General features: G+C 66.8%; 26 protein-coding genes and 1 tRNA gene. 8 read left to right on the top strand and 19 right to left on the bottom strand.

Annotated features, from left to right (window positions below; all coding sequences use genetic code 11):
* Positions 1–46: 46 nt before the first annotated feature.
* Positions 47–514, bottom strand: a complete 468-nt coding sequence (locus QF036_RS05870) for an SRPBCC family protein (protein ID WP_307100049.1) — start codon at positions 512–514, stop codon at positions 47–49.
* 42 nt (positions 515–556) lie between these two features.
* Here QF036_RS05870 and QF036_RS05865 point away from each other — a divergent pair, with 42 nt between their 5' ends.
* The 3 genes from QF036_RS05865 to iolB all read left to right on the top strand — a co-directional run bounded on the left by QF036_RS05865 (position 557) and on the right by iolB (position 3,497).
* Entirely contained in the window at positions 557–1,561 is a 1,005-nt protein-coding gene (locus tag QF036_RS05865) for a gamma-glutamyl-gamma-aminobutyrate hydrolase family protein (RefSeq protein ID WP_307100047.1), read from the top strand.
* A gap of 153 nt (positions 1,562–1,714) precedes the next feature.
* Positions 1,715–2,455 carry a GntR family transcriptional regulator gene (locus QF036_RS05860; RefSeq protein ID WP_307100045.1) on the top strand — a complete coding sequence of 247 codons (741 nt, stop codon included), beginning with the start codon at positions 1,715–1,717 and terminating at the stop codon, positions 2,453–2,455.
* Positions 2,456–2,591: 136 nt separating this feature from the next.
* The gene (iolB, locus tag QF036_RS05855; RefSeq protein ID WP_307100043.1) at positions 2,592–3,497 is read left to right on the top strand and encodes a 5-deoxy-glucuronate isomerase; all 906 of its coding nucleotides are present in this window, start codon (positions 2,592–2,594) and stop codon (positions 3,495–3,497) included.
* Between the two features lie 69 nt (positions 3,498–3,566).
* On the opposite strand, the gene QF036_RS05850 is transcribed toward iolB, so the two are convergent.
* On the bottom strand, positions 3,567–4,862 hold the full coding sequence (locus QF036_RS05850; protein ID WP_307100041.1) for an MFS transporter: 1,296 nt from the start codon (positions 4,860–4,862) through the stop codon (positions 3,567–3,569).
* 173 nt (positions 4,863–5,035) lie between these two features.
* Between QF036_RS05850 and QF036_RS05845 the strand changes: the two genes are divergently transcribed.
* Entirely contained in the window at positions 5,036–5,485 is a 450-nt protein-coding gene (locus tag QF036_RS05845; RefSeq protein ID WP_307100039.1) for a MarR family winged helix-turn-helix transcriptional regulator, read from the top strand.
* A 105-nt stretch (positions 5,486–5,590) separates the two neighbouring features.
* On the opposite strand, the gene QF036_RS05840 is transcribed toward QF036_RS05845, so the two are convergent.
* From QF036_RS05840 to QF036_RS05765, 16 genes are all read right to left on the bottom strand, one after another.
* Entirely contained in the window at positions 5,591–7,051 is a 1,461-nt protein-coding gene (locus QF036_RS05840) for a sugar porter family MFS transporter (RefSeq protein ID WP_307100037.1), read from the bottom strand.
* Positions 7,048–7,923: a sugar phosphate isomerase/epimerase family protein gene (locus tag QF036_RS05835; RefSeq protein ID WP_307100035.1), complete on the bottom strand. Its 876-nt coding sequence runs from the start codon at positions 7,921–7,923 to the stop codon at positions 7,048–7,050. Before QF036_RS05835 ends, QF036_RS05840 begins: the two co-directional genes overlap by 4 nt.
* A 112-nt stretch (positions 7,924–8,035) precedes the next feature.
* The gene (locus QF036_RS05830) at positions 8,036–9,049 is read right to left on the bottom strand and encodes a Gfo/Idh/MocA family protein (RefSeq protein WP_307100033.1); all 1,014 of its coding nucleotides are present in this window, start codon (positions 9,047–9,049) and stop codon (positions 8,036–8,038) included.
* A 37-nt stretch (positions 9,050–9,086) separates the two neighbouring features.
* Positions 9,087–9,998 (bottom strand): sugar phosphate isomerase/epimerase family protein, encoded by a 912-nt coding sequence (locus QF036_RS05825; RefSeq protein WP_307100031.1) that lies wholly within the window; start codon positions 9,996–9,998, stop codon positions 9,087–9,089.
* Positions 9,999–10,133: 135 nt separating this feature from the next.
* On the bottom strand, positions 10,134–11,645 hold the full coding sequence (locus QF036_RS05820; RefSeq protein WP_307100029.1) for a CoA-acylating methylmalonate-semialdehyde dehydrogenase: 1,512 nt from the start codon (positions 11,643–11,645) through the stop codon (positions 10,134–10,136).
* Positions 11,646–11,694: 49 nt separating this feature from the next.
* Positions 11,695–13,644 (bottom strand): 3D-(3,5/4)-trihydroxycyclohexane-1,2-dione acylhydrolase (decyclizing), encoded by a 1,950-nt coding sequence (gene iolD / locus QF036_RS05815; protein ID WP_307100027.1) that lies wholly within the window; start codon positions 13,642–13,644, stop codon positions 11,695–11,697.
* Positions 13,645–13,647: 3 nt separating this feature from the next.
* Complete coding sequence (locus QF036_RS05810) at positions 13,648–14,598, bottom strand: Cgl0159 family (beta/alpha)8-fold protein (protein WP_307100025.1); 951 nt, start codon at positions 14,596–14,598, stop codon at positions 13,648–13,650.
* The gene (gene iolC, locus QF036_RS05805; protein WP_307100023.1) at positions 14,595–15,596 is read right to left on the bottom strand and encodes a 5-dehydro-2-deoxygluconokinase; all 1,002 of its coding nucleotides are present in this window, start codon (positions 15,594–15,596) and stop codon (positions 14,595–14,597) included. The genes QF036_RS05810 and iolC overlap by 4 nt, the downstream gene beginning before the upstream one ends.
* A 222-nt stretch (positions 15,597–15,818) precedes the next feature.
* Complete coding sequence (locus tag QF036_RS05800; protein ID WP_307100021.1) at positions 15,819–16,223, bottom strand: tautomerase family protein; 405 nt, start codon at positions 16,221–16,223, stop codon at positions 15,819–15,821.
* A gap of 231 nt (positions 16,224–16,454) precedes the next feature.
* Complete coding sequence (locus tag QF036_RS05795) at positions 16,455–16,928, bottom strand: SRPBCC family protein (RefSeq protein ID WP_307100020.1); 474 nt, start codon at positions 16,926–16,928, stop codon at positions 16,455–16,457.
* Positions 16,925–17,287, bottom strand: coding sequence for an ArsR/SmtB family transcription factor (locus tag QF036_RS05790; RefSeq protein WP_307100018.1), 363 nt, complete (start codon positions 17,285–17,287; stop codon positions 16,925–16,927). The genes QF036_RS05795 and QF036_RS05790 overlap by 4 nt, the downstream gene beginning before the upstream one ends.
* 183 nt (positions 17,288–17,470) lie before the next feature.
* On the bottom strand, positions 17,471–18,373 hold the full coding sequence (gene sucD, locus QF036_RS05785; protein WP_003804619.1) for a succinate--CoA ligase subunit alpha: 903 nt from the start codon (positions 18,371–18,373) through the stop codon (positions 17,471–17,473).
* Positions 18,374–18,403: 30 nt separating this feature from the next.
* Positions 18,404–19,570 (bottom strand): ADP-forming succinate--CoA ligase subunit beta, encoded by a 1,167-nt coding sequence (gene sucC / locus QF036_RS05780; protein ID WP_003804621.1) that lies wholly within the window; start codon positions 19,568–19,570, stop codon positions 18,404–18,406.
* A gap of 222 nt (positions 19,571–19,792) precedes the next feature.
* A complete protein-coding gene (locus QF036_RS05775; protein WP_307105790.1) occupies positions 19,793–20,479 on the bottom strand; it encodes a hypothetical protein in 687 nt (228 codons plus the stop codon).
* A 56-nt stretch (positions 20,480–20,535) separates the two neighbouring features.
* The gene (gene pcrA, locus QF036_RS05770) at positions 20,536–23,073 is read right to left on the bottom strand and encodes a DNA helicase PcrA (protein ID WP_373460264.1); all 2,538 of its coding nucleotides are present in this window, start codon (positions 23,071–23,073) and stop codon (positions 20,536–20,538) included.
* 114 nt (positions 23,074–23,187) lie between these two features.
* On the bottom strand, positions 23,188–24,036 hold the full coding sequence (locus tag QF036_RS05765) for an inositol monophosphatase family protein (RefSeq protein WP_307100013.1): 849 nt from the start codon (positions 24,034–24,036) through the stop codon (positions 23,188–23,190).
* 87 nt (positions 24,037–24,123) lie between these two features.
* Here QF036_RS05765 and QF036_RS05760 point away from each other — a divergent pair, with 87 nt between their 5' ends.
* Positions 24,124–24,768, top strand: coding sequence for a hypothetical protein (locus QF036_RS05760; protein WP_307100011.1), 645 nt, complete (start codon positions 24,124–24,126; stop codon positions 24,766–24,768).
* On the opposite strand, the gene QF036_RS05755 is transcribed toward QF036_RS05760, so the two are convergent.
* Positions 24,765–25,547, bottom strand: coding sequence for a DUF998 domain-containing protein (locus tag QF036_RS05755; protein ID WP_307100010.1), 783 nt, complete (start codon positions 25,545–25,547; stop codon positions 24,765–24,767). The two genes, QF036_RS05760 and QF036_RS05755, sit on opposite strands and share 4 nt — an antisense overlap.
* Before the next feature lie 87 nt (positions 25,548–25,634).
* Between QF036_RS05755 and QF036_RS05750 the strand changes: the two genes are divergently transcribed.
* From QF036_RS05750 to QF036_RS05740, 3 genes are all read left to right on the top strand, one after another.
* Positions 25,635–25,707, top strand: a tRNA-Arg gene (locus QF036_RS05750).
* A gap of 1 nt (position 25,708) precedes the next feature.
* On the top strand, positions 25,709–26,278 hold the full coding sequence (locus QF036_RS05745; protein ID WP_373460093.1) for a DUF6314 family protein: 570 nt from the start codon (positions 25,709–25,711) through the stop codon (positions 26,276–26,278).
* Positions 26,275–26,679, top strand: a complete 405-nt coding sequence (locus QF036_RS05740; protein WP_307100008.1) for an NUDIX hydrolase — start codon at positions 26,275–26,277, stop codon at positions 26,677–26,679. Before QF036_RS05745 ends, QF036_RS05740 begins: the two co-directional genes overlap by 4 nt.

Raw genomic sequence — 26,679 nt, 5'->3', positions numbered from 1 at the left:
ACTACCGAAACCGGGGCCGGACGCAGTAAAAACGGCACAAAGTGCGTCAGCTTGTGGCCCGGGCGCCCGTAACGTAGGAGTCCAGCTTGGCGAGCGTCCTGTCAATATTCTCCGGATGGCGGCCAAGATAGCCGGCAAGCCGAAGCAGGAACTTGCCGCGGACCTGGCGGGCATCCCACTGTTCGGTCACGAGCGTTCCGGGCACGCCGCTGCCGTCCGTGGCCGGTTCCAACAGGTATCGCCACACATGCCCATAGAAGTGGCGCCAGGCGATCCTGTGGCCCTCCTCGAACTCCGTGACGGTGTTGAGGATCCGGTAATTTAGCCTGATCTTCATTTCCATCCCGAACTTGGCGCCCGGACCGAGGCGCCGCGGGCCCCTCGGCTGGGCACCCCTGACAGTGCCCGAACCGTCGATTTCACTGTGCAGCGCGGGAGTGGCCAGGACCTCGAAGATGCGGTCCGGTGCTGCGGCGATGAAACGGTCCCGGGACACCAGATAGCGGTTGTTCATCGGCCCAGCCTAAACCGCCCGGATATGGGGCAGAATTTGAGGATGCAGAATTCAACGCGGAATTCAGGACCAGGGCAGACCCCAGACGCGACCCTGAATGCGGCTGCGGGCGATGTGCGCCGGCCGCGGATCGGCATTCCCGTCCGGCTAAGCGGCTCGGCGGATCCGGACCCGCGGGTGGCAAAGGCCAACAGCCTCTTCGGCTGCATCGTCAGCCTCATCCGCGATGTCGGCGGGGAGCCGGTACTGCTCACCCCCGAGTCGCTGGAGCGCGGCCTGGCCGGCCCACCCACCAGCGGAACGACGGGCAGTGCCGCCCCCGGCAGCGGCACATCCAACGGTGGAACCCGCAACAGTGGAACGGCCGACGACGGAACCTCCGACGGCGAGACGGTGCCGGACGCGCCCGAGGCGCTTGACGGCGTCGTACTTCCCGGCGGCGGTGACGTTGACCCGCGCCTCTACGGCCAGGAGCCCGGACCCTCCCTCTATGACGTCAACGCGGAGCAGGACCGGCTGGACATCGCGGTGGCGCGGCGCGCGCTCGACGCCGGCACGCCGGTGCTGGGAATCTGCCGCGGGCACCAGCTGCTTAATGTCCTGTACGGAGGGACGCTGGTCCAGGATATGACGCCGGGTACGGTGCCGCACCGCCAGATCCCGGCAGCGGCCAACAGGCCCTGGGTCTGGCACGAGGTGACCATCACCCCGGGATCCAAGGTGGCGAAGATGTACGCCGCCGTCCAAAATCCGGAGGCCGGCGAGACGGCGCCCGCCGACGCAGGTGAGGCCGCGGGTGATGCAGGCGCACCAGAGCCGGCAGGCGGCGTCGAGGTCAAGATCGCTTCCGGCCACCATCAGGCTGTGGACCGGGTGGCGCCGGGGCTGCTGGTAACCGCCGTGGCTGATGACGGCACGGTGGAGGCGCTGGAGGACCCCGATCGGTGGGTCGCATCGGTGCAGTGGCATCCGGAGGCCCTGGAACTGACCGAAGAGCAACGGCTTGCCCCGTTCCGGGTGTTCGTGGAGGCCTGCCGCACTCCCTGACCGCCGGCCGCCTGACCGACCGCGCTCCTTGGCTGCCTGCACTCCTTGACTGCCCGCGGCTCCCTGCTATGATCAAAATCAGAGTATGTCCTAACAAACGGACATGCACTGACATACTGGACGCAGGACCCTGCAGCACAAAGGGAGCACTCAATGGCGAACCAACTACACCTCAGCATCGACCGCTCGTCGCCGGTGCCGCTGTACCATCAGGTCGTCCAGGGCATTGAAGCTGCCATCCACACCGGCCTGCTGGAACCCGGCAGCCGGTTGGAGAACGAGATCGATCTCGCCGCCCAGTTGAACCTCTCGCGCCCCACCATGCGCAAGGCCATGGACGAACTGGTCCGCTCGGGGCTCCTTGTGCGCAAGCGGGGGGTCGGCACGCAGGTGGTGTCGAGCCAGGTCCGCCGCCCGCTCGAGCTGTCCAGCCTGTACGACGATCTGACCAACAACGGCAGCAAGCCCACCACCGAGGTGCTCACCTTTGCGCACGTCGAGGCCGACGCCGCCACCCGGGAGGCCCTGCACCTCGCCGCCGGGGCCAAGGTCTACCACTTCACCAGGCTCCGGAAGGTGGGCGGCAAGCCGCTGGCCCTGATGGAGAACTGGGTGCGCGACGACATCACGCACATCGACGAGGACCTGTTGAAGAGGCAGGGCCTGTACAGCATCCTGCGCAGCGGCGGCGTCAACTTCCGCCTGGCCACACAGCGGATCGGCGCGATGGTGGCCAACGACTACCAGGCTCCGCTCCTGGAGACCGAGGCCGGCTCCGCCCTGGTCACCATGGAACGCACCGCCGTCGACGACACGGGGCGGAACGTCGAGACCGGCCACCACGTCTACCGCGGTGACTCCTACAGCTTCGAAATGACACTGGTCCAGCGCTAGGGCAGTCGAGCGCTGAGCCGCACGGGGCCAGGCCCGCAGAGGCCCCTTCAGCGCAGGGGCGGCGTTATGCCTGCCCTCTGCGCCGGGCTGTCATGCCCCGGACCGACCACCACACATCCGAAAGGAACATGAACTTATGGCCGAATGGGTATACCCCCTGGGCAGTGCAGCCGAAGGCTGCTGGGACGTTTCACTGGGAACGTCGGACTCGAAAGTTGCCGTGGAAGGCTGGAAACACACGGGACTGAAGGTGGCCACGCTGGCGCCGGGCGCCGCCGTCGAACTTCCACCTGCGGCTGAGGAACGAATCGTCATCCCGCTGAGCGGGGCGTTCACCGCCTCCGTTGACGGGCTGGACTACCCCCTTGCCGGCCGGGCCAGCGTCTTCAGCGGCCCCACCGACGTGCTGTACTCCGGAACGGACAAGGCGGTCACGGTCACGTCGTCCGACGGCGGCCGGGTTGCCATTGCGACGGCGCCCGCCAAGGTCCAGTACCCCACCCGCCTGATCACCGCGGCCGAGACGCCGGTGGAACTGCGCGGAGCCGGAAACTGCTCGCGCCAGGTCCACAACTTCGGCACCCCCGCCGCGCTCGAAGCCGACCGCTTCATCGTCTGCGAGGTCCTCACACCCGCCGGCAACTGGTCCTCCTACCCTCCCCACAAACATGACGAGGAGAAGGAGGGCGAGACCCGGCTCGAGGAAATCTACTACTTCGAGACGCAGGTGGCTAACGTTCCCCGCTCCACCGGGCCGGGCGAGAATGCTGACGCCATCGGCTACCAGCGGGTCTACGCCTCCGACCACCGGCCCATCGATGTTGCCGCCGAAGTCCGCACCGGCGACGTGGTGCTGGTCCCCTACGGCTGGCACGGCCCGGCCATGGCCGCGCCCGGCTATGACATGTACTACCTCAACGTCATGGCCGGACCCGGCCGCGTGCGCGACTGGCTCATCAGCGATGACCCCCACCACGGCTGGGTCCGCCAGACCTGGGACAGCCAGAACCTGGACCCCCGGCTGCCGTTCGGGACGAAGTAGGCGGGCTCTCCCGAATTGGCGCCGTTTGCCGCCGCGCGCGGCGCGGGGGGCAGAGGGCGCGGCGCACGGCTAACGGACGGAAACGGCTCCAACGTCGGCCGGTTCAGCCTGGACTGAACCGGCCGCTTCCGCCTCCGCGCCCGTCTGGGACGCAACCGTTTGGGAAGCAACGGCCGGGGACGCGGCGGTTATGTCTGGAACCGGAACCTGGCGGGCCGCTGCCTTGGCCCGGGCGGCAGCGCCCGCCATCACCACCAGGCCCAGCAGGGTGATCGCCGCCCCTGCCCAGATGGGCGAGGTGTACCCGAGGCCCGCGGAGATGGTCACGCCGCCGAGCCAGGCGCCCAGGGCGTTGCCCACATTGAACGCGCCGATGTTGGCTCCGGACGCCAGCGTGGGCGCCTTGGCCGCGTACTTCATGACGCGCATCTGCAGACCGGGCACAGTGGCGAACCCAAAACCGCCCAGGAGCAGCAACGAGGCAATGGTGGGCACCTGATTGCCCGCGCTCAGGGCGAAAACCACCAGCACCACGACGAGGACCGCGAGCACGGCCAGCAGGGTGCGGTCAACGTCGCGGTCGGCCGCCCTGCCGCCGAGGGTATTGCCGATAAAGAGGCCGACGCCGAAGACGATCAGCAGCCACGGCACGGTGGAGGCGGCGAATCCGGAAACCTCCGTGAGGGTGAAGGCGATGTAGGTGAAGGCGCCGAACATTCCGCCGTAGCCGAGGATGGTCACCAAGATGGAGAGCCACACCTGGCCGGAGCGGAAGGCGCGCAGCTCGCCGCGGAGGCCGCCGCTTGCGGTGTCACCGTTCCCCGCCTTGGGCACCAGGGCCAGGATGCCGGCAAGCGCAAGCACACCGATGCCCGCAATGGCCCAGAAGGTGGAACGCCACCCTGCCGCCTGCCCCAGCAGCGTGCCGAGCGGAACTCCGAGGACATTGGCGGCCGTGAGGCCGGTGAACATGATGGCGATGGCGGCGGCCTTCTTCGTCGCCGGGACCATGCCGGCAGCCACCACCGCCCCGATGCCGAAGAAGGCGCCGTGCGCGAGGGCGGCAACCACCCGGCCAGCCATCATCGCCCAGTAGTCAGGGGCAATGGCGGACAGCAGATTGCCGGCGATGAAAAGCACCAGCAGCATGGCCAGCACGGGCTTGCGCTGGAAGCGGGAGACGGCAGCGGTGAGCCCCAGCGCTCCCACCACGACGGCGAGGGCATAGCCGGAGATGAACCAGCCGGCGGAGGCTTCGCTCACCCGGAAGTCCGCGGCCACTTCGGGAAGCAACCCCATGATGACGAATTCGGTGAGTCCGATGCCAAACCCGCCGAGGGCTAGGGCTATCAGGCCAACAGGCATGGATGTGCTCCTTCGGAACTGTACTGAATGGGGAGCGCGACGTAAGCTAATAGTTGCAAGCGCGCTATATTTTGTTGCACAAGCAAATATTGCATATAAAGATATAGCGCGCAAGCAACTATCTGTTCCGTGCTCTGTTCCGAGTGAGCCGGAGAACTGAAGGAGGAGAGCCCATGGGCATCAAGGACGACGCCGTGGAGGTGCGCGCCCAGGGGTGGCGTACCCTGGCGGCCCTGCACGGGCTGATCGAGGCGGAGCTGGAACGGTCGCTGCAGGGGCAGCCCCGGCTCTCCGTCGTCGAATACACCGTGCTGGACGCGCTCAGCCGGCAGGACGGGTGGCACATGCGCATGCAGCAGCTGGCGCGGGCCACGGCCCTCAGTGCCAGCGCGACCACCCGCCTGGTGAACCGGCTGGAGGACCGCGGCCTGCTGACCCGCATCCTGTGCGCGGACGACCGCCGAGGCATCTACACCGAGCTCACGGACAGCGGGAGCAAGCTGCTGGCAGAAGCGCGGCCCGTTCACGACGCAGCGCTGGAGCGGACCCTGGCCGAGGCGCAGCAGGTGCCGGAGCTGGCGCCCCTGGTGGACGCCCTCCCCCGCCTTCACGCCGGCGTCTAGCCGCGTTCTGGGAGCCCTTCCGGCGCCGGAGTTTTTGTACAGATAATCCCCCTCGAAGGCCTCGAGAGGGCATTATCTGTACGAAACTCCGGAGCAGGACGGGCTTTAGTGGACCGGGGTTCCCGCTTCGGCAGGGGTTCCCGCTTCGATGACGGTTTTAGCTTCGGTTGAGAGGCCGGCCTGGTGCTTGAAGAAGTGCTCCACGTCCTCGAGGCTCTTGTCCTTGGTCTCGGGAATGTACTTCGCCGCGAACAGGATCGCCCCGACACCCAGGACGGCGAACACGAAGAACGTGTTGGAGATGCCGATGGCCGCGAGCAGCTGCGGAAAGCCGAAGCCGATCAGGAAGTTCACGATCCAGAGCACGAACGCCGATGCGCCCATGCCCAGGCCGCGCAGCTTCAAGGGGAAGATCTCCGAGAGCATGAGCCAGGTGACCGGTGAAATGGCTCCCTGCTGGAAGGCGAGGAACGTGACGGTCAGCGCCAGGATCACGTAGCCGCGGCCGGTGCCCTCGGGCAGGACCAGCGAGAACAGGCCGATCAGCAGCAGGGCCGAGGTGGTTCCGATCTGGCCGGTGATGAGCATCCGCCGGCGACCCACCTTGCCGAGGAGCCAGATTCCCGCGAAGGTGGCCAGCACGGAGATGACACCGTTGGCAATGTTCGCGCTCAGTGCCGCTTCCCGGCCGAAGCCGGCATCCGCGAGGATCTGCGTGCCGTAATACATGATCGAGTTCACGCCGGTGATCTGCTGGATCACTGCCAGGCCGACGCCGACGAAGAAGATCCGCCGCAGCCAGGGCACCTGCAGGTCCTTCCAGGACCCCATCTTGGACTTGTAGTCCTCCACGGCCATGGCCTTGACTTCTTCGAATTCTGCCGTGGCCTCGGCCTTGGAGCGGATGCGCTGAAGCACGCCGAGCGCCTCACCGAAGCTGCCCATCGAGGCAAGCCAGCGGGGGCTTTCGGGCATGAAGGCCATGCCGATCCACAGGGCGACGGCCGGCAGTGTGGCGATCACCAGCATCCAGCGCCAGATGCCCCCGGCCTCGCCGAAGGTGTTGCCAAGATAGGCGTTGAAGATGAAGGCGAGCAGCTGGCCGGTGACGATCATGAGCTCGTTCTGCGTCACGATCCGCCCGCGCCGGGCCGACGGCGACACCTCCGCGAGGTACACCGGCACCGTCACGGATGCACCACCCACGGCCAGGCCCAGAATGAACCGGGCCGCCACCATGAACTCGGTGCTGGGGGCCAGGGTGCAGGACAGCGTGCCGATCAGGAAGATGACGGCCAGGACCATGATCATCTTGCGGCGGCCGTTGCGGTCCGCCAGCCTGCCGCCGAACAGGGCACCGAAAGCGGCGCCGAACAGCAGCGACGACGTCACCATGCCCTCGGCCAGCGGGGTCAGGCCCAGGTCCTCCTGCATGTAGGGCAGGGCACCGTTGATGACGCCTGTGTCGTAGCCGAAGAGCAGGCCCCCGAAGGTGGAGATGATGGTGACGGTGCGCAGTGCCCTGTTGTGTTTTAAGTCAGCCTTCCCAGAAGGCGCCGCCGTCATACGCTGACCTTCTGCACGTACTGCTTCATGGTGTCCAGCTGGAAGCGGGAAACCTCCTCGGCGTTCTCGTTTTCGGCGAAGACGCTGGACACCATCACGGTGTCGTCCCGGTCCAGGAACCCGATTTCCTTCAGGCCGCCGAAGAACTCATCCCAGTTCACGTCGCCGTCGCCGATCTTCAGGTGCTGGTGCACCCGGACGGCGTTGCCCGGCGGGTTGGTGATGTAGCGCAGTCCGTGGGAGGCGTGGTGGTCCATGGTGTCGGCGACGTGGACCAGGCGGAGTTTGTCCCCCGCCGCGCGCATGATGTCCAGCGGCGAGTTCTTCATGTGGAAGCTGTGGGAGGCCACGTAGACCATGCCGACGTTCTTGGAGTTCAGTCCCCGGATGACGCGGATCGCGGCAAGGCCCTCTTCCACGAAGTCGTCCGGGTGCGGGTCGATGAGCAGGTCGATGCCTTCGCGCTCGATGATGGGGAGCAGTTCCTCCATGGAGCGGTAGAACGCGCGCTCGGATTCCTCTGCCAGTTCCGGGCGGCCGCTGAACTCGGTGTTCATGGTGCTGACGCCCAGGTCAACGGCGATCTGGATGGCGCGCTTCCAGTAGCGCACGGCTGCCTCACGGGCGTCCTCATCCGGGCCGGACCAGCGGAGCACCGGCAGGATGGACGCGATTTCGATCCCTGCGTCGGTGCACGCCTTCTTCAGCTGACCCACCAGTTCGTCGTCGGCCTTGGGGTGGTTGTAGAAGGGAATGAAATCCGGGTGCGGCGTCATCTGCATGTACTTGTAGCCGAGGTCCGCCACCACCTTGGGGAACTCCAGCAGGCTGTGGCTGTGGTGGAAGGGGGTGGGATCGAGGGCGATTTTCACGAGGAACACTCCATTGTGGAAAGAGTCGGGTGACGAGCGGAGTTTTGTCCAGATAATGCAACCTTGAGGGCCTCGAAGGCGCATTATCTGGACAAAACTCCAAGGGCGGGGCCTAGCTGTAGAGGGCCGGCTTGGCGTTCAGCTTCACGGCCACCTTCTCGCCGTTCTTCTGCGCTTCCACGCCGGCCTCGCAGCAGGCTGCCGTGGCGTAGCCGTCCCAGGCGGTGGGTCCGCCGATTTCGCCGCGGAGCGCGGCGTCAACCCAGGCCTGGATTTCGACGTCGTACGCGGCGCCGAAGCGCTCCTCGAAGCCGGGGGTGACCTTGCCGCCCCAGCGGCCGTTGCTGCGGAGGTACGGGCCGCTGTCGCCGCCGATGCTGACGATGCCGTCCTCGAAGGAGGCCTGGGTGGCCACTTCGTAGCCGAACTTCGCGTTCACGTAGATTTCGACGTCGGCCAGGACACCGGATTCGGTTTCGATCAGGACGTGCTGGGGATCGTGCTGTCCGGCCGGTGCGTTCCTCGTGGCCTTGCCGAGGCGGACCTGGACCGAGGTAATCTCCTCGCCCGTGAAGAAGCGGATCGCGTCGAACTCGTGGACCACGGAGTCGTTGATGAGCATCTCGTTGGTGAAGCCTGCCGGGGTGGTGGGGTTGCGGTGCTGGTGGTGCAGCATCAGGAGCTCGCCGAGTTCGCCGTCGCGGATGACCTGGCCCAGGGCGGCGTATTCGGCGTCGAAGCGCCGCATGAAGCCCACCTGGATGCGCTTGCGGCCCAGCTTCTCCTCGGCCTGGACGATCTTCCAGGCCGACTCGGCATCCGGCGTGAGCGGCTTCTCGCACAGGATGGGAATGTCCTTGGCGATGGCCTTGAGCAGGATCTCCTCGTGCAGGAAGCCGGGCGTGGCGATGAGGACGGCGTTGACGTCGCCGTTGTTCAGCGCCTCTTCGGCGTCGGCCAGGGCAACGGCCCCGGGGATGCCTTCGATGGCGGCCTGGGCGCGGGCGAGGTCAACGTCGACGACGGCGGCCACTTCAGCGCCGTGGATGCGCTTGCTGAGGCGCTGGATGTGGTCCGCGCCCATGCGGCCGGCGCCGATAACGGCGACGCGAAGGGTTTCAGTCATTTTTCTTTCCTTAGGTTTGGATTGCCGGGGCGGGAGGTTAGCTGACCGCGGTGCGGGAGCCGCATGACAGCAGGTAGTTGCGGGTGCGCTTGGCGATGGGCATCGGAACGTCGAAGGCCACCGGGTACATGTCCTGTTCCACGATGCCGAAGATCGGCCGGTCGAGGGCCTCAACTGCTTCAATGACCGCACGCAGGTCCGGCAGGCCGTTGGGCGGTTCCGTCATGACGCCGGCCAGGTTTGCCGCTGCCCAGGTCATGTTTTCCTCGTTGACCATCTTGAGGACGTCCGGGTTGATCTGCTTCAGGTGCAGGTACCCGATCCGGTCCGGGTAGTTCTTGATGAGCTCCAGGCTGGAGGCGCCGCAGTATTCCGCGTGGCCGGTGTCCAGGCAGAGGCTGAGGTACTTCGGATCGGTCGCTCCAAGGAGCGTTTCAATGTCTTCCTGGGCTCCGACGTGGGAATCAGCGTGGGAGTGGAACTGCTGCTTCAGGCCGAAGTCCTCGAGCAGCGTCTTTCCGAGCCGGTTGTGGCCGGCGAACAGGTCGCTCCACGCCTTCTCCGTGAGCTGGCCGCTTTCCACGGCCTCGCCGGTGACGTCGTCGCGCCACATGGCGGGGATGACCACGATGTGCTCGCCGCCCATGGCTGCTGTCAGTTCGGCGACCTTGCGGGCCGGCTCCCAGGCCGTCTCCCACTGGTCCAGTCCGCGGTGGAACGCGGTGAAGACCGTGCCCGCGCAGACCTTCAGGTCGCGCTGCTTGAGCTCCTCGGCGAGGCGGGTGGGGTCGTTGGGTAGGTAGCCGTAAGGGCCGAGCTCGATCCACTTGTAGCCGGATTCGGCCACCTCGTCCAGGAAGCGCTCCCACGGGGTCTGCTTGGGGTCATCCGCAAACCACACGCCCCAGGAGTCGGGCGCGGTGCCGATGATCAGCTTGTTCTCAGTCATGACAGCGTTGTCTTTCTCTCTGTTGGTTGAGCTTGTCGAAACCATGGGTCTCGCTCCCCACCCGTTCCCAAGCCTCGCAAGCTCGGCTAGGGAACCCGGCGGGCGTTGGACCAAGCTCGACCAGCGGAATGCGGGCTAGTTGGACGGGAAGTTGTAGGAGGCGCCGGAGGCGTGGGTTGGTTCGGGCCAGCGGCTGGTGACCACCTTGCCGCGGGTGTAGAAGGAGACGCCTTCGGGGCCGTAGATGTGCTTGTCGCCGAAGAGCGAGGCCTTCCAGCCGCCGAAGGAGTGGTAGGCGACCGGGACGGGCAGGGGCACGTTGATGCCGATCATGCCGACCGTGACGGAGCGCTGGAACTTGCGGGCGGCGGCGCCGGAGGAGGTGAAGATGGCGGTGCCGTTGCCGTAGGGGTTGGAGTTGATCAGCGTGATGCCGTCCTCCAGGGTGTCAACGCGGACGACGACGAGGACGGGTCCGAAGATTTCCTCGCTGTAGGCGGTCATTTCGGTCTTGACGTGGTCCAGGACGGTGGGCCCGACCCAGAAGCCGTCCTCGTGGCCGGGAACGACGAGGTCGCGGCCGTCCACGACCATCGCAGCTCCCGCGGCTTCGGCCTCGGTGACGATCCGTACGATCCGTTCCTTGGACGCCGGCGTGATGACCGGGCCCATTTCGGCGCCGGACACGGTGCCGTTGTTGACCTTCACGGCGACGGCGCGTTCTTCGACCTTCTTGACCAGCAGGTCCGCGGCGTCGCCGACGGCGACGGCGACGGAGATGGCCATGCAGCGTTCTCCGGCGGAGCCGAACGCGGCGGCGGCGAGGTGGTCGGCGGCGTTGTCCAGGTCGGCGTCGGGCAGGATGATGGCGTGGTTCTTCGCCCCGCCCAGGGCCTGGACGCGCTTGCCGTGGGCGGTGGCGGTCTCGTGGACGTACTTGGCGATCGGGGTGGAGCCCACGAAGGAGATGCCGTCCACGTCCGGGTGGGTCAGCAGCCCGTCAACGGTTTCCTTGTCGCCGTGCAGGACCTGGAACACACCGTCGGGCAGACCGGCGTCCTTCCAGAGCCTGGCCAGCAGCAGGGAGGCGGAGGGGTCGCGTTCGGAGGGCTTGAGGATGAAGGCGTTGCCGGTGGCGATCGCCATCGGGGCCATCCACAGCGGCACCATGACGGGGAAGTTGAACGGGGTGATGCCGGCGACGACGCCGAGGGGTTCGCGGAAGGAGAAGACGTCGATGCCGGTGGAGACCTGATCGGAGTAGTCGCCCTTGAGCAGGGACGGGATGCCGCAGGCGAACTCGATGACTTCCAGGCCGCGGCCGATCTCGCCCTTGGCGTCGGAGAGGACCTTGCCGTGCTCGGCGGTGATCAGCTCGGCAAGCTCATCGATGTGGTTAGCCACGAGTTCGCGGAACTTGAACAGCACGGCGGTGCGCTTGGCCAGGGAGATGTCGCCCCAGGAGTCGGCAGCGGCGCGGGCGGCGGCGACGGTGGTGTCCAGGTCGGCGCGGTTGGCCAGGCGCAGCTCGGCGGTGACCTGGCCGGTGGCCGGGTTGTAGACGGGCTGGGTGCGGTCGCCTTCGCCGGCGGTTTCGGCACCGTTGATGAAGTGGTTGATGGTGGTGGTGACGGTCGTCGTTGACATAGAGATGACTTCCTTGGTCTGAGGCTTTTGGGGCTGGCTTTGAGGGAGGTTAGCCGAGCAGCTTGCGCTGGCGGTTCTTGTGGCCGGTGTAGGTCTGGTAGGCCTGCTGGGTGGATTCCAGTTCGGAAACGGCGGAGACGGGCACGTCCCACCAGGATTCGGAGCTCGGTGCGTCCAGCAGCGGGTCGGATTCGACGTGGATCACGATCGGGCCGCCGCGTTCCGGGGCGGCCTTGGCGTCGCGGATGGCCTGCTCGAGCTCGGCGATGGCCTTCTCCCCCGGCTCGATCCGGATCACCTTCACGCCCAGGGATTCGGCGTTCAGGGCCAGGTCTACCGGGAGGGTCTCGCCCTCGTCGAAGCTGTGCTGCTCCTCGTCCAACACCCGGTACTGGGTGCCGAAGCGCTGCGAGCCGAGCGATTCGGACAGCGAACCGATGGAGGCGTAGCCGTGGTTCTGGATCAGGACCACGATCAGTTTGATCCGTTCGGCGACGGCGGTGACCAGTTCGGTGTGCATCATCAGGTAGGAGCCGTCCCCCACCATGACGACGACGTCGCGCTGGGTCCCGCCCTTGGCGGCCTCGGCAAGCGCTGCGCGCTTGACGCCCAGCCCGCCGGGGATTTCGTAGCCCATGCAGGAGTAGGCGTATTCGACGTGGTAGCCGAACGGGTCGCGGACCCGCCACATCTTGTGCAGGTCACCCGGCAGGGAACCGGCGGCGCAGATGACCACGTCGGAGGCGTCCATGGCCCGGTTGGTGGCGCCGATGATCTCGTTCTGCGCCGGCAGCGGGCTGAACCGGGTGTCGAAGGCCGTATCCACCGTGGTGTTCCAGCGCTGCTTCTCGGCGGCGATCTTCTGCTCCAGGTCGGCGCCGACGCGGTAGCCGCCAAGGGCCTGGTTGAGCTTGACCAGCGCCTTGCGGGCGTCGGCGACGATCGGCAGCGAGGTGCCGTGCTTGTACGCGTCGATCGCTGCGACGTTGATGTTGATGAACTTCAGGTCCGGGTTCTGGAACGCGGTCCGGGACGCGGTGGTGAAGTCCTCGTAGCGGGTGCCGATGCCGATGATCAGGTCCGCTTCGGCTGCCAGGGCGTTGGCCGCCGTCGTGCCCGTGGAGCCGATGGCGCCGAGGGAGAACTGGTGGTCCCAGGGCAGGACGCCGACGCCGGCCTGCGTGTTGCCCACCGGGATGCCGGTCAGCTCGGCAAAGGCAGCGAGTTCCTCATTGGCGTAGGCGTACAGGACGCCGCCGCCGGCGATGATCAGGGGCCGCTTCGCGGCCCGGATGGCTTCGGCGGCGCGGCGGATGTCGTCGTCGTCGGCTTCGGGGCGGCGGATCCGCCATTCACGTTCGGCGAGGAATTCCTCGGGCACGTCGAAGGCTTCCGCCTGGACGTCCTGGGGCAGCGAGATGGTCACCGCGCCGGTCTCGGCCGGGTCCGTGAGGACGCGCAGGCCGTGGTGGAACGCGGAGAACAGCTGTTCCGGGCGGGTGACCCGGTCGAAGAACTTGGACAGCGGCCGGAAGGCGTCGTTGACCGTGAGGTCGTAGGCGTAGGGCTGTTCGAGCTGCTGCAGCACCGGGTCCGCGGCGCGGGTGGCGAACGTGTCGGACGGCAGCAGCAGGACCGGCAGCCGGTTGGTGGTGGCCAGGGCGGCACCGGTGAGCAGGTTGGACGAGCCCGGGCCGATCGAGGTGCTGATCGCGAATGTCTGGCGGCGGCGGGTGTGGCGGGCGTAACCGACGGCCTGGTGCGCCTGGGCCTGCTCGTTGCGGCCCTGGTAGTACGGCATGATGCGCGGGTCCTTGGCCTGGTACTGCTTCAGGGCCTGGCCCACACCGGCCACGTTGCCGTGCCCGAAAATGCCGAACGTGCCCGGGATCAGCCGCTCGCGGAAATCGACCCCGCCAACGGAATCAACGGTGTACTGCTTGGAAAGGTATTCGACCACGGCCTGCGCCACGGTCATCCGGCGGGTTCCTGTTCCCATCGTTTACTCCGATACTTCTGCGGTGTGGGCTGATGTGGTGTGGTGGAGGAGTGAAGCGGCCGCGGCGACAGCTCCGGCAACATCGCCGTCCTGCGGGTACAGCAGGGTCCGGCCGACGGTGAGTCCCTGCACGCCGGGGAGGGCGAGGGCTGCTCCCCAGGTGGCGAACACCTCGTCCTGGGTGCCTGCCGGGTCCCCGCCCAGCAGCACGGTGGGCATGGTGGTGGCGGCCATGACGCGTTCCATCTCGGCCACGACCGGCAGCTTCATCCAGGTGTAGGCGCTCGTGGACCCCAGGCCCTCGGCGATGGCGATGGACTTGATGACGGCGTCCGGGGACAGGTCGTTGCGGACCCGGCCGTTCTCCCGGACGGACAGGAAGGGCTCCACCATGGCGATGAGCTTGCGTTCGGCGAGCGAATCGATCGCCTTCGCCGTGGCCTCCAGCAGTGAGACCGTGTCCGGGTCGCCGAGGCAGATGCGGGTGAGCATCTTGCCGCCGTCCGCGCCCAGTTCTTCCAGCGCGGCGGCGGTGTGGCCGGTGAACCGGTCGTCGAATTCGTTGACCAGGCCGGTGAGGCCGCCGCGGTTCATCGAACCGAACACGAGCTTGCCCTCCAGCGCCCCCAGGAGCAGCAGGTCATCCATGATGTCCGGGGACGCCAGGACGCCGTCCACAGCCGGATTGGCCAGTGCAATCTGCAGCCGGTCCAACAGCTGGCGGCGGTCCGCCATGGCCACCGGGTCGTTGCCGACGGCGAGGGCTCCGCGGGCCGGATGGTCGGCGGCGACGATGAAGTTCTGCCGGCCGTACTTCAGGCCCGGGTGGCGGCGGCGGGCCTTGGCGGCCCGGGCCACCGCGTCCGGGTCTTCGAGCCGGATGGTGCTCAGGTGCTCGTAGCGGCGGGGGTTGTCATCCACCGCGAGGGTCGCGGTGCCGGGGTTGAGGCTCACAGGGCCGCTCCTTCGGGGATGGGGGTGCCGGGAACAAGCCGTCCGCGCTCGGCGAGCAGGGAGGTGACCTCGGACGGGGTGGGCATGGCATCCGCGCAGGACAGCCGGGAGGCAACAATGGCGCCGGCAGCGTTCGCGTAGTCCAGGACCTGGGCCAGCGGCCAGCCGGACAGGAGCCCGTGCACGAAGGCGCCGCCGAAGGAGTCGCCGGCACCCAGGCCGTTGACGGTCTCCACCGGGACGGGGGCGGAGACCACGCGCTCGGTGCGGGTCTTGGCCATCACGCCTTCCGGGCCGAGCTTGACGACGGCGATTTCCACGCCTGCGTCCAGCAGGCGGTCCGCCTGTTCATCCGGGGTCCCCGGGCCCACAGCCACGGAGCATTCCTGGTCGTTGCCGATGGCCACCGTGACGTGCGGCAGGATCCGGGCCACCTGCTCGCGGGCTTCCTCCTCGGAGGCCCAGAACATCGGGCGGTAGTCGAGGTCCAGAATCGTGTACTGGCCTTCCGTCAGGCCGGTGCGGGGCCGTGCTTCGTGGGCCTTGATGTGCGCCTCGCGGCTCGGCTCCTGGCACAGGCCGGTCACCGTGGACCAGAAGATCCGTGCGTTCCGGATGGCGTCCGTATCGAGCTCGTCAGCCTTGATCTGCAGGTCAGGCGCCGTGGGGAAACGGCCGTAGAAGTACAGCGGGAAATCATGCGGCGGCTGGATCGCGCAGAACGTGGCCGGCGTCTGGAGCCCCTGGACCGGGCTGACGAAGGAGTCGTCAACGCCGAACTTCTGCAGTTCGCGGTGCAGGTACTGCCCGAACGGGTCATCGCCGGTGCGGGTGATGACGCCGGTCCGGCGGCCATGGCGGGCGGCGGCAACAGCAACGTTCGATGGCGAGCCGCCGAGGTACTTGCCGAAGGACGTGACATCCTCCAGTCCCACCCCGATGTCGTTCGGGTAGATATCAACGCTGATTCGCCCGATCGTGAGCAGTTCGTGGGTCACGGTGATCGTGGACCTTTCTTTTGGATCTCAACCTCTAAGCAGCCGAACGGCCAAGGCTCCGGCGTTCCGCGGCCCCGTGAGCGGGACCACATGAACTACTGTGCCCTAGAATTTATGTCCTGTCAAAGGTTTGTACTGACATACTTACAACAAGCAGAACTCGGCCCAAACCGGGGCATTGCGGAGCTGCCGGCACGGGCCGGCAGGGGTGCTGTTGTGCACTTATTTCTTCGGCACGGCGAGCTCGCCGGTAACGTATTGGGCGCGGCCGAACCCAAAGGACCAGTCCCCCGCCGTGTTCTCGACGTACCCGATGAAAACGTCCTCACCGGCGACCCCCAGCCCCGCCAGCTTCGCCGCCACTGCCGCAAAGAGGCTCTGCTTCGCCTCCTGGCTGCGCCCGCCCTGGGTAAAGATCTGGATCATGATGACGTCGCGGGTGCGCTCAAAGCCAAGGCCCGCATCCTGCGCCACAATCTGGCCCGGCGCATGTTCGGTGACAATGTGGAAGTAGTCGCGCTCCGGGACGCCATACTCGGCCAGGATGGCATCATGAATGCCCCGGCTGAGGCGGCTGAGTTCGTCCCGGCTGCGCCCCGAGTGGACGTCGATTCGTACGAGCGGCATATGTTCTCCTTTGATAGTTTGTCCTGACATACTATCAAAGCGTCGGCGGCGCGCAAGACTTTCGCGTTCGTCCGCCCAAGTAGGTAGCAGCACAGGGGGTTCTCAGCGCTGGGAACGCCATCTGCTGCTACCTACTTGGGTGCGGGCCTGGCTTAAATGGCCGACGGCGGCCGGTGACCTTCAGATGAAGGTCACCGGCCGCCGTCGGACGATTTGGTTGCGGTGCAGGCCCTACTTGGCCAGCACCTCCTCGAGGCGCTCGTAGCCGTCGCTCAAGCCGCTTTCCATGCCCGACTGGGCCATGCCGTCGCGGGCCTCCATGGTGGGATAGACCGAATGGCCGCGAAGCCTGCACCGGCCGCCGCCGAGATCCTCGAAGTTCATGAATTCGATGCTGACGATGTCCGGGTAGCCGCTGAACTCAAAAGTCTGGATGGCAAACTCGTTTTCCCGGACGGTGTGGAAGATGCCACTGAAGGCGTAGGACACGCCATCGGGGCCAGTGTGGTTGTACAGGTAGCTGCCGCCGCTGCGGAAGTCATAGTGGTCGATGTCCACAGTGGTTCCACGCGGCCCCAGCCACTGGGTAATCAGCTCCGGTTCTTTGTGGGCACGGAACACCTCAGCGACCGGGAAATCGAACTCACGCTCGAAATCGATGAACGGGACGCCGTCGGGAACGGTGAGTTTCAGCGCGTTGCTCATTGTCTGTCCTTTTGACTACTGCCGCGTGGGGCGGTGTTGGTACGGAGTACGGCATCGAGACTGCGGAACTGCGCCTCGCGGACCAGCCGGTACTGGTCGATCCACGCGGTGAGTGCTTCGAGCCGTGCGGGGTTCAGGTGCACGGGCCGGCGCTGCGCGTCACGGCTTCGCGTGACCAGCTGCGCCTGCTCGAGGACCTGGATGTGCTTCGAGACCGCCTGCTTGGAGATCGCGAAGGGCTCGGCCAGTTCATTGACGGTGGCGGGTCCCCGGCTGAGCCGGGAGATAAGCTGGCGGCGCACCGGATCCGACAGGGCCAGGAAGGCCGCGTCCAAGAGGTCGTCGTCGTCATTGCTCATGTCCACTGTCATTGCCGTGGCCCTATAATCAACCTAATTGTTTATCAACCATCTGGTTGATAACCACGATAGACCTCGCCTCACTGACTGACAAGGGTTAAACGAAGAAACGCGGGGTCACCCTGCGCCCAATCCAGGGGGTGGATTGGGCTGGGAGTGACCCCGCGTTGCCTGAGGTGGTGCTTAGAGCGCTGCGTAGACTTCGCGCAGCAGCTTGGCGGTCTCGGACGGCGTTTTGCCGACCTTGACGCCTGCAGCCTCGAGGGCTTCCTTCTTCGCCTGGGCGGTACCGGCGGAACCGGAGACGATGGCGCCTGCGTGGCCCATGGTCTTGCCTTCCGGCGCGGTGAAACCAGCCACGTAGCCGACAACCGGCTTGGTGACGTTGGCCTTGATGAAGTCGGCGGCACGCTCTTCGGCGTCGCCGCCGATTTCGCCGATCATCACGATGGCCTTGGTCTCCGGGTCAGCCTCGAACGCAGCCAGGGCGTCGATGTGGGTGGTGCCGATGATGGGGTCACCGCCGATGCCGATGGCGGTGGAGAAGCCGAGGTCGCGCAGTTCGTACATCATCTGGTAGGTCAGCGTGCCGGACTTGGACACCAGGCCGATGGGGCCCTTGCCGGTGATGTTCGCCGGGGTGATGCCAACGAGGGCCTCACCCGGGGTGATGATGCCGGGGCAGTTCGGTCCGATGATGCGGGTGACCTGGTTGCCGTCGGCGTCGACCTTGGACTGTGCCAGTGCCCAGAACTCGGCGGAGTCCTGAACCGGCACACCTTCGGTGATGACGACGACCAGGCCGATGCCGGCCTCGATGGCTTCAACAACGGCGTTCTTGGTGAATGCCGGCGGGACGAAGACGATGGAGACGTCGGCGCCGGTCTCTGCCATGGCTTCCTTGACCGTGCCGAAAACGGTGATCTCGTTTTCGCCGTGCAGGACGGTGGTGCCGGCCTTGCGGGCGTTGACGCCGCCCACGATGTTGGTGCCGGCCTTGAGCATGAGGGCGGTGTGCTTGGTGCCCTCGCCGCCCGTGATGCCCTGGACGATGACCTTGGAGTCCTTGTTCAGATAAATAGACATGTTTTCTTTCCTAGATCTCGACAGGCTCGATCAGCGGGCGTTGGCGAGCTCGGCGGCCTTGTCGGCGCCCTCGTCCATGGTGGCGGCCAGGGTAACCAGCGGGTGGTTGGCCTCGGCGAGGATGCGGCGGCCTTCTTCGACGTTGTTGCCGTCGAGGCGGACAACCAGCGGCTTGTTGGCGGAGTGGCCCAGCTCGGCCAGCGCGCCCACGATGCCCTTGGCAACAGCGTCACAGGCGGTGATGCCGCCGAAGACGTTGACGAACACGGACTTGACCTGCTCATCACCCAGGATGACGTCCAAGCCTGCGGCCATGACCTCGGCGGAGGCTCCGCCGCCGATGTCCAGGAAGTTGGCGGGCTTGACGTTGCCGTGGTTCTCGCCGGCGTAGGCGACGACGTCCAGGGTGGACATGACCAGGCCTGCACCGTTACCGATGATGCCGACTTCACCGTCCAGCTTGACGTAGTTCAGGTCCTGCGCCTTGGCCTTGGCCTCCAGCGGATCTGCGGATTCCTTGTCCTCAAGCTGGGCGTGCTTGGGGTGGCGGAATTCGGCGTTCTCGTCGAGGGTGACCTTGCCGTCGAGGGCAACGATCTCACCCGCACCGGTCTTGACCAGCGGGTTGACCTCCACGAGGGTGGCGTCTTCCTTCTTGAAGACGTCCCAGAGCTTCAGAATGACGCCGGCGACCTTGCCGCGCAGTTCTTCAGCGAAGCCGGCGGCGGCGACGATTTCATCAGCCTTGGCCTGGTCGATGCCCACGGCGGGGTCGATGGCTACCTTGGCCAGGGCCTCGGGCCGCTCAACGGCGAGCTGCTCGATCTCCATGCCGCCTTCAACCGAGCACATGGCCAGGTAGTTGCGGTTGGCCCGGTCCAGAAGGACGGAGAAGTAGTATTCCTCGGCGATGTCCGCACCCTGGGCGATCATCACCTTGTTGACGGTGTGGCCCTTGATGTCCATGCCCAGGATGTTGGTGGAGTGCTCAAGTGCCTCGTCGGCGGACTTGGCAACCTTGACGCCGCCGGCCTTGCCGCGGCCACCGACCTTAACCTGTGCCTTGACGACAGTTACGCCGCCGATCTTCTCGGCAGCTGCCTTTGCTTCTTCAGGGGTGTGCGCCACGATGCCGGCGAGCACGGGTACACCGTGCGCTTCGAACATATCGCGCGCCTGATATTCAAACAGGTCCACGGTTTGTGTCCTTCTACGTCGAAGTAGTTTCTGTACAGCCGGACAACACCAAAGGTGCGGACCGGGCTGCGGAATTAACGCGCCCTGCGGCAGGTCCGGAAACGAGCCACGCGGCGCAATGCTCCTTTGGGAACTCTAGTCCTTTGGAGGGACCGGCCCGTTCCAGACTACCTGTTCTGTGAGTAAGGACACTATTCTATGGATCGTAGAAAAACCCCGTGATTACGGGGTTTTTGAGGCCTTCGCGGCCGCCGTTTGGACGTTTTTGCCGTTCGCGGAGATGAGTTCGTAATGATCCCGGCTGATAAAGAAACCGACGCCGCCTGAGACGTTTCCGCAGGCCACTCCGGAGCGGTATGCGGAGCACCGCAGGCCGTTCCGTTCGAGGTTGCCGCCCTCGGGCAGGACGGGAAACTTGGAGACGGGCCCGTTGCGCGTGCCCTTGGGACCGTACTCGGCCTCCATCTGGGTGACGCCGGACCGACATTCACCGTACCCGGCACGGCTGGGCGTCATGAGTGCCACGCCGCCCAGATAGCCGAGTCCGGTCCCCGAGCAGTCGTCACGGACGTCCGCTGGTGCCGGTGCGGGATACACGGCGAGCTCGCAGTGCGCCACGGGCACGGTAGCCAGTTTTTGGTTGTCGGAATCGCTGAAGTTGTTGGTTTCGTAGGGCAGATTCAGGTGGGGCCCACGGGCCGAGGTCAGGGCGCACACCACGTTCCGGTCCGCGGTAACAAACGCCAGCACGTCTTCCCCTGCGGCAAACCCCACCGGGTCTGTGAGCGGCGCCTGTTTGAGCTGCTCAAGGGCCGGGAGCGGCGGCGGAGGGGTGTACTCCGGATCCGCGACCGTTACCGAACAGCCGGCCAGGGTCATCGACAACAGGGCCACCGGGACCAGGGCCATCGAGAACAGCAGGGCCCGGCCTGCAGCAACGCGATCCAGGCGCCTTACCGGCACGCTCAGGCGTCGATCTTGGTCAGCGGGGCGTAACGGAGCAGCAGCCGCTTCTCGCCGATGTCGAACTTCACCTTCGCGACGGTCTTGTCCCCGGCGCCTTCGACGGCGAGCACGGTGCCGTTGCCGAAGCTGGTGTGGTTGACCTTGTCCCCCACGCTGACCGCAATGACTTCCTTCTGCGGCTGCACGCGGTTTTTGGCGACGGCGGCCGGAACGTCGGCGTTGAAGCCCGCGGAGGAATCGGCCCGGGTTCCGCGGGCCGTGCCGGCGCCCCAGAAGGATCCGCTGTACCGGTTCGATCCGATGGCGGCGCCGCTGCCCCAGCCGCCGGCCTGCCGGCTGGTGCCTTCGCGCTTCCATTCGACGAGTTCGGAGGGGATTTCCTCCAGGAACTGGCTGGCCGGGTTGTACTGGCTTTGCCCCCACATGTTGCGGACCTCGGAGCGCGTGACGTAGAGGCGCTTCCGGGCGCGCGTCAGTCCCACGTAGGCGAGCCGGCGTTCCTCCGCCAGTTCCTTGGGGTCTGTTGCGGAACGCTGGTGCGGGAAGAGCCCGTGCTCCATGCCGGTCAGGAACACCACGGGGAATTCGAGGCCCTTGGCCGTGTGCAGCGTCATAAGCGTGACCACGCCCAGCCGCTTGGCCTCAGCCACCGCGGCGTCGATGTCCGCGCCGGGGGCGTCCGGGATCTGGTCGGCGTCTGCCACCAGGGACACCTGCTCGAGGAAGGCACCCAGGGATCCTTCGGGATTGTCGCGCTCGTATTCACGGACGACGGCGACAAGCTCGGCGAGGTTCTCCACCCGGGACTCGTCCTGCGGATCGTTGCTGGAGCGCAGCGTGGCGAGGTAGCCGGTCTGTTCCAGCACCGCCTCGAGCGCGGCCGCGGCGCCGGAACCTGCGGCGACCTCGGCGAGGTCGTCCAGGAGCTTCACGAAGCCGAGCACCGCGTTGACGGAGCGGGTGGCCATGCCGGGCGCCTGGTCGGCGCGGCGGGCCGCAGCCATGAAGGACGTACGCTCCCGCTCGGCGAGGGCCGCCACGGCACCCTCGGCCCGGTCCCCGATCCCGCGCTTGGGTTCGTTGAGGACGCGGCGGAGGTTGACGTCGTCGTCCGGGTTGACCAGCACGCGCAGGTACGCCAGGGCGTCCTTGATTTCCTTGCGCTCGTAGAACCTGGTGCCGCCCACCACTTTGTACGGCAGCCCCACCCGCACCAGGACGTCCTCGATGGAACGGGACTGGGCGTTGGTGCGGTAGAAGATGGCGACGTCGCCGGGGCGGAGGTTGTCCTCGTCCTGGAGCCGGTCGATTTCCTTGGCAATGAACTGAGCTTCGTCGTGCTCGTTCTCGCCCACGTAGCCGATGATCTTGTGGCCTTCGCCCTCCGCGGTCCAGAGCCGCTTCTCGGGGCGGTTGGGGTTGCGGGAGATCACGGAGTTGGCTGCGCTCAGGATGTTCTGGGTGGAGCGGTAGTTCTGTTCCAGCTTGATGGTACGGGCGGCGGGGTAGTCCTTCTCGAACTCCACGATGTTCCGGATGTCCGCGCCGCGGAACGCATAGATCGACTGGTCCGAGTCGCCGACGACGGTCAGTTCCGCCGCCCCCGGTCCCTCACCGACGATTTCCCGGACCAGGGCATACTGCGCATGGTTGGTGTCCTGGTATTCGTCCACCAGGACATGCCGGAACCGGCGCCGGTAGGAATCCGCGAGCGCCGGGAACGCCCGGAACATGTAGACCGTCTGCGCGATCAGGTCATCGAAGTCCATGGCGTTGGCCTGGCGCAGCCGCTGCGTGTAGCCCTTGAAGACGTCGGCCACGGCGCTTTCGAACGGGTCGCTGTGGTTGGCGGCGGACGCGAAGGAGTCGTCGTCGATCAGTTCGTTCTTGAGCGCGGAAATCTTGTGCTGGATGGCTTTGGGCGCGAACTTCTTGGGGTCGAGGTCCAGGTTCTTGGCCACCAGCGTGATCAGCCGCAGGGAGTCGGCGGAGTCGTAGATGGAGAAGTTGGAGTTCAGCCCGACGTTGGCGGCCTCGCGCCGCAGGATCCGGACGCAGGATGAGTGGAACGTGGAGATCCACATGGCCTTGGCCCTGGCGCCCACGAGGGCCTCGATGCGTTCACGCATTTCCGCGGCGGCCTTGTTGGTGAACGTAATGGCCAGGATCTCGCCGTGGTGGGCCCGCTTGGTGGCAATCAGGTAGGCGATCCGGTTACTGAGGACACGGGTCTTCCCGGAGCCTGCTCCGGCCACGATCAGCAGTGCGCTGCCGGAGTGTTTGACCGCTTCCTCCTGCTGCGGGTTCAGGCCGGCCAGCAGCGCCCCGGCGTCAGGGAGCTGGTGCCGGGCGTGCTCCTCTCCCGGGCTCCCGCCAGCCGGTCCGGCGGCGGGGCCAGCTGCCGGGCGGGGCGCGGATTCACCCGGGCCACCGCCGAATGCGGGCGTCATCAGCCCTGTTTCGGGGCGCGACTTGGTGATGGCACCGGCGTGGGAACCAGCCTTGAACGGACCGTCAGCGTAGGGGTCAAACAACATATCCATGGTGACTACAAGTCTAGGCGGTGGGGCTGACACTGGATTCCGCCCTGTGGATAACCCCGGTGCGGGCAGAGCCGCGCAGGTCCGGACAACGATCCAGCCGGCGGAAATCTAGTCGACGGAGCCTGACTCGAGGGCGGCACGCAGCTGGTGCACCGCCGTCGTTCCTCCCGCCATGAACCATTCCAGGCCGTTGACGTGGACGCTGCCGGCGGCGCCGCCGGCAGCCGTCACGATCGCTTTTCCGGGAAGCCAGTCCCATTCGGGGCAGCTGTGCTGGAACCAGCAGCCAAGCTGCCCGTCAGCGACGCGGCCGAGGTCGCACGACCCGGATCCGAGCATCCGCAGCGTCGCGGCCGACGTCGCGGCGGCATGCCACGGCATGGCGCACATCGGGTCGGAGAGCCAGCGCGGGTGGATGTAGGTGGCGGCGCCAAGGTGGGACAGGTCGGCGGCGTTGCGGTTGGTTCCGTCCTCCCTGAAGGTGGTGACGGGGTCGCCGTTGAGCGTGGTGGCGCGTTGCTTGCCACCGATCCAGAGTTTGTCCTCCTCGGGCTGGAAAATGGCGCCGAGCAGCACATCGGATTCGTCCTTGAGCGCGATGGCTGAGCACCAGTAGGTGGAGCCCTGCAGGAAGTTGTAGGTGCCGTCCACGGGATCGATGACCCAGGTCCGCCCGCTGCTGCCGTGCACCGCGGCGCCTTCTTCACCCAGGACGCCGTCGTCGGGGCGGCAGCGCTGCAGCTGCTCCAGCACGTACGCTTCGGCCGCATGGTCTGCGGCGGTGACGACGTCGGAGATGGAGGTCTTGCGCTGGGCGTCCAGGCCGCCCTGCCGCATCAGCAGGGCCAGCTGCCCGGCCTCGCGGACCAGTTCGGCCGCCAGCTGATAGTCGTCGAGCTCGGGGCTCAGGTTGGTGGCGCTGTGTCTGCCCAGTTTGTGTTTGCCCAGTTCCGTCACGGTTCCCACCCTATCGGCGCCGGGCACGCCCTGCACAGCGGGGGCGCAGGACAGCAGGCCTGGTGTGCGGCGGGCGATAATGGACGCATGGCCAAAACACCTGCACAGCGGATCAAGAAGCACGGCGCGAAGGCCGCAGTACCCCAGCACCACCTGCCGCCGGTGATCAACCCGAGCACGGACCGGACTCCCGCGAAGGCGCAGAACAACGCCAGCCTGATTGTCATCGCCGGCGTGGTGGCCAGCCTCTTCCTGTTCTGGTACGTCCACCTGCTGACGCTGAACCAGCTCACCCAGCTGTCTGGCGGGCTGGCCATGCCCGATTCCCTGGTCGGCGGCTTCGACACCGGCTACGCCGAGCAGCTCCGCCGCGCCCTGGACGCCGACGCCCGCGGCCAGCTCAATTACGTCCACAAGACGGCGGGCACCCTGTTTCCGCTGATCTTCGGCTTCACCTGGCTGCTGCTGATCGGCACCAACGTGGCCCGGAAGGGGCTGCGCTGGGCGCTGTGGGCGCTGCCGCTGCTGTTCGTGGTGGTCCGGCTGTGGGGCAACGTCACCATTGATTCCATGATCGCGGCGGTAAACCTCGACGCCGGCCAGGTCGCCGTGGCGTCGGGCCTCACCGTGACCGGCTGGGTACTGTTCGTGGCCAGCCTTATCGCCGGCGGCGCCGCCGTGCTCCTGGGGCGCCGGTCCTCGAAGAAAGCGGCCCCGCAGCAGGAAGTCTAGGCGCCCCGGACCGCCCGGGCCCGGGCAAGGGCCCTGCGCACCTGCCGTTCCTGCCGGACGCGCTGGGCGATTACCAGGCCGGCGGCGGCGAGGCCAATGGTGATCGGATAGCCCATCAGCCGTTCCAGGGTTCCCGGCTCGGGGACGTCCAGGCCGGTGACGCCCGCCGTGACGAGCGCGGCCGCGGACACCCCGCCGGAGGCCAGAACGAACCAGCCCAGCGGGGACTGCCGGAGCCACAAGGCGCCGAGCAGCAGCAGCGCCAGGGAACCGGCGATGAAGTACATCACGGCCCCGGCGTAGTGCCAGCCCGATTCCAGGTCCTCCGGGACCAGCCCCACGATGATCGTGCCCGTCCCAGCGGTCCCGGTGAGGATCCGCGCCGCCACCGCCGAGTACCAGGGCACTTCGCCGGAATGGCTTGCCGCCACCCGCACGCCGGCCCGGGCAGCAACCCGCAGCAGCGCCGAGCTCAGCAGCAGCGCGCCCAGGAGCATGCCCAGGCCCTGCACCACAAAGGAGGAATTCATCAGCACGTGCAGCGGCGAACAGATGCTGCGGCCGTCAAAGACGCCGCAACTCACGGCGCCCAGGTCGCTGATGAGGCCGGTCCGCCGGCTGTAGGGGCCGGGTCCGGCCCAGGCGCCGATGACCGCCGCCTCCGCCACGAAATACTGGACCACGCTGAGCACCGCCCACGCCCCGATGTACTGCCGCGTGGAGGCGGTGTCGGGCAGGAACGTCGCCCGGGCGGAAGGGACTTGAGCTGCGGCGGCCATGCCAAGAGCGTAGTACGCGCCGTCACCTTGTATGCTTGTAAGCGTGCCCGAACGGGCCGGTCCAAAAGCCGGCCGCGGCGGACACCCGCCCTCGTAGCTCAGTGGATAGAGCACGGCTCTCCTAAAGCCGGTGTCGTTGGTTCGATTCCAATCGAGGGCACTTGAATCTGCAGCACCCGCACGGGCTCCGCGACTATCTGCTGGGCACAACGCCGGCTGACCCCTCATCCCCCGGCCGTTCCCAGGCAGGGCGTTGGTCCGTGGAACGGGCCCTGCTGGACCGGTCCGCCGGCACCCGCGGCACCTTCACCGGCGTCGTGATCTTCTCCTCCGACGGCGACGGCGGGCTCCACTTCCATGAGGAAGGGACCGTGGTCTGGCCTTCAGTGAAGTGGCCCGCCGGGGACTTGCCGGCAGAGGATGGCGGTACGTTCACCGGCCCGGCCACCCGCGACTACCTGCTCAGGCCCGCGGACACGCCGGAGGCGATGGACATGCTGTTTCCCGATGGCCGGCCTTTCCACCGGATGAGCTTCTCGCCGGAGGCCAGCCAGGACCGGCACTGGTGCGATCCGGACACCTACCGCGTCACGTACGTCCGCCACGGCGAGAACGAGTTCAGCTACGTCTGGGATGTCACCGGCCCGCGCAAGGACCTGCTGCTGGAGTCAGTGCTGCGGCGGCTGCCCGGAACCGCGGCGGCCACAGACGGGCTAGGCTCGAAACCGTGAATCCGCGCATCATCGTTTCCGCCGTGTGTGTCTACGACGCCACTGGCCGGCTCCTGACCGTCCGCAAGCGCGGCACGGACAAGTTCATGCATCCCGGCGGCAAGCCCGAACCCGGTGAAACGGCGGTGCAGGCCGCGGCGCGGGAGCTCCAGGAGGAAGTCGGCATCATTGTGGATCCGCGGGAACTGACCCTCATGGGCGTCTGGCTGGCCGATGCCGCCAACGAGGCAGCCACGGAAATCGAAGCCACCGTCTTCACCGCGCCGGGGACCTGGGTGGCCCACCCCTCCGCGGAGATCGCCGAGATCCGGTGGCTGGACCTCACGGCGGAACTGCCCGGGGACCTGGCGCCCCTGCTCACGGACCACATCCTTCCGGCGCTGGCGCAATCCGGGCTCTGA

The organism is Arthrobacter globiformis, assembly GCF_030817195.1.
GTDB classification, from domain to species: domain Bacteria; phylum Actinomycetota; class Actinomycetes; order Actinomycetales; family Micrococcaceae; genus Arthrobacter; species Arthrobacter globiformis_D.
This window is presented reverse-complemented; position numbering and strand designations above follow the sequence as displayed.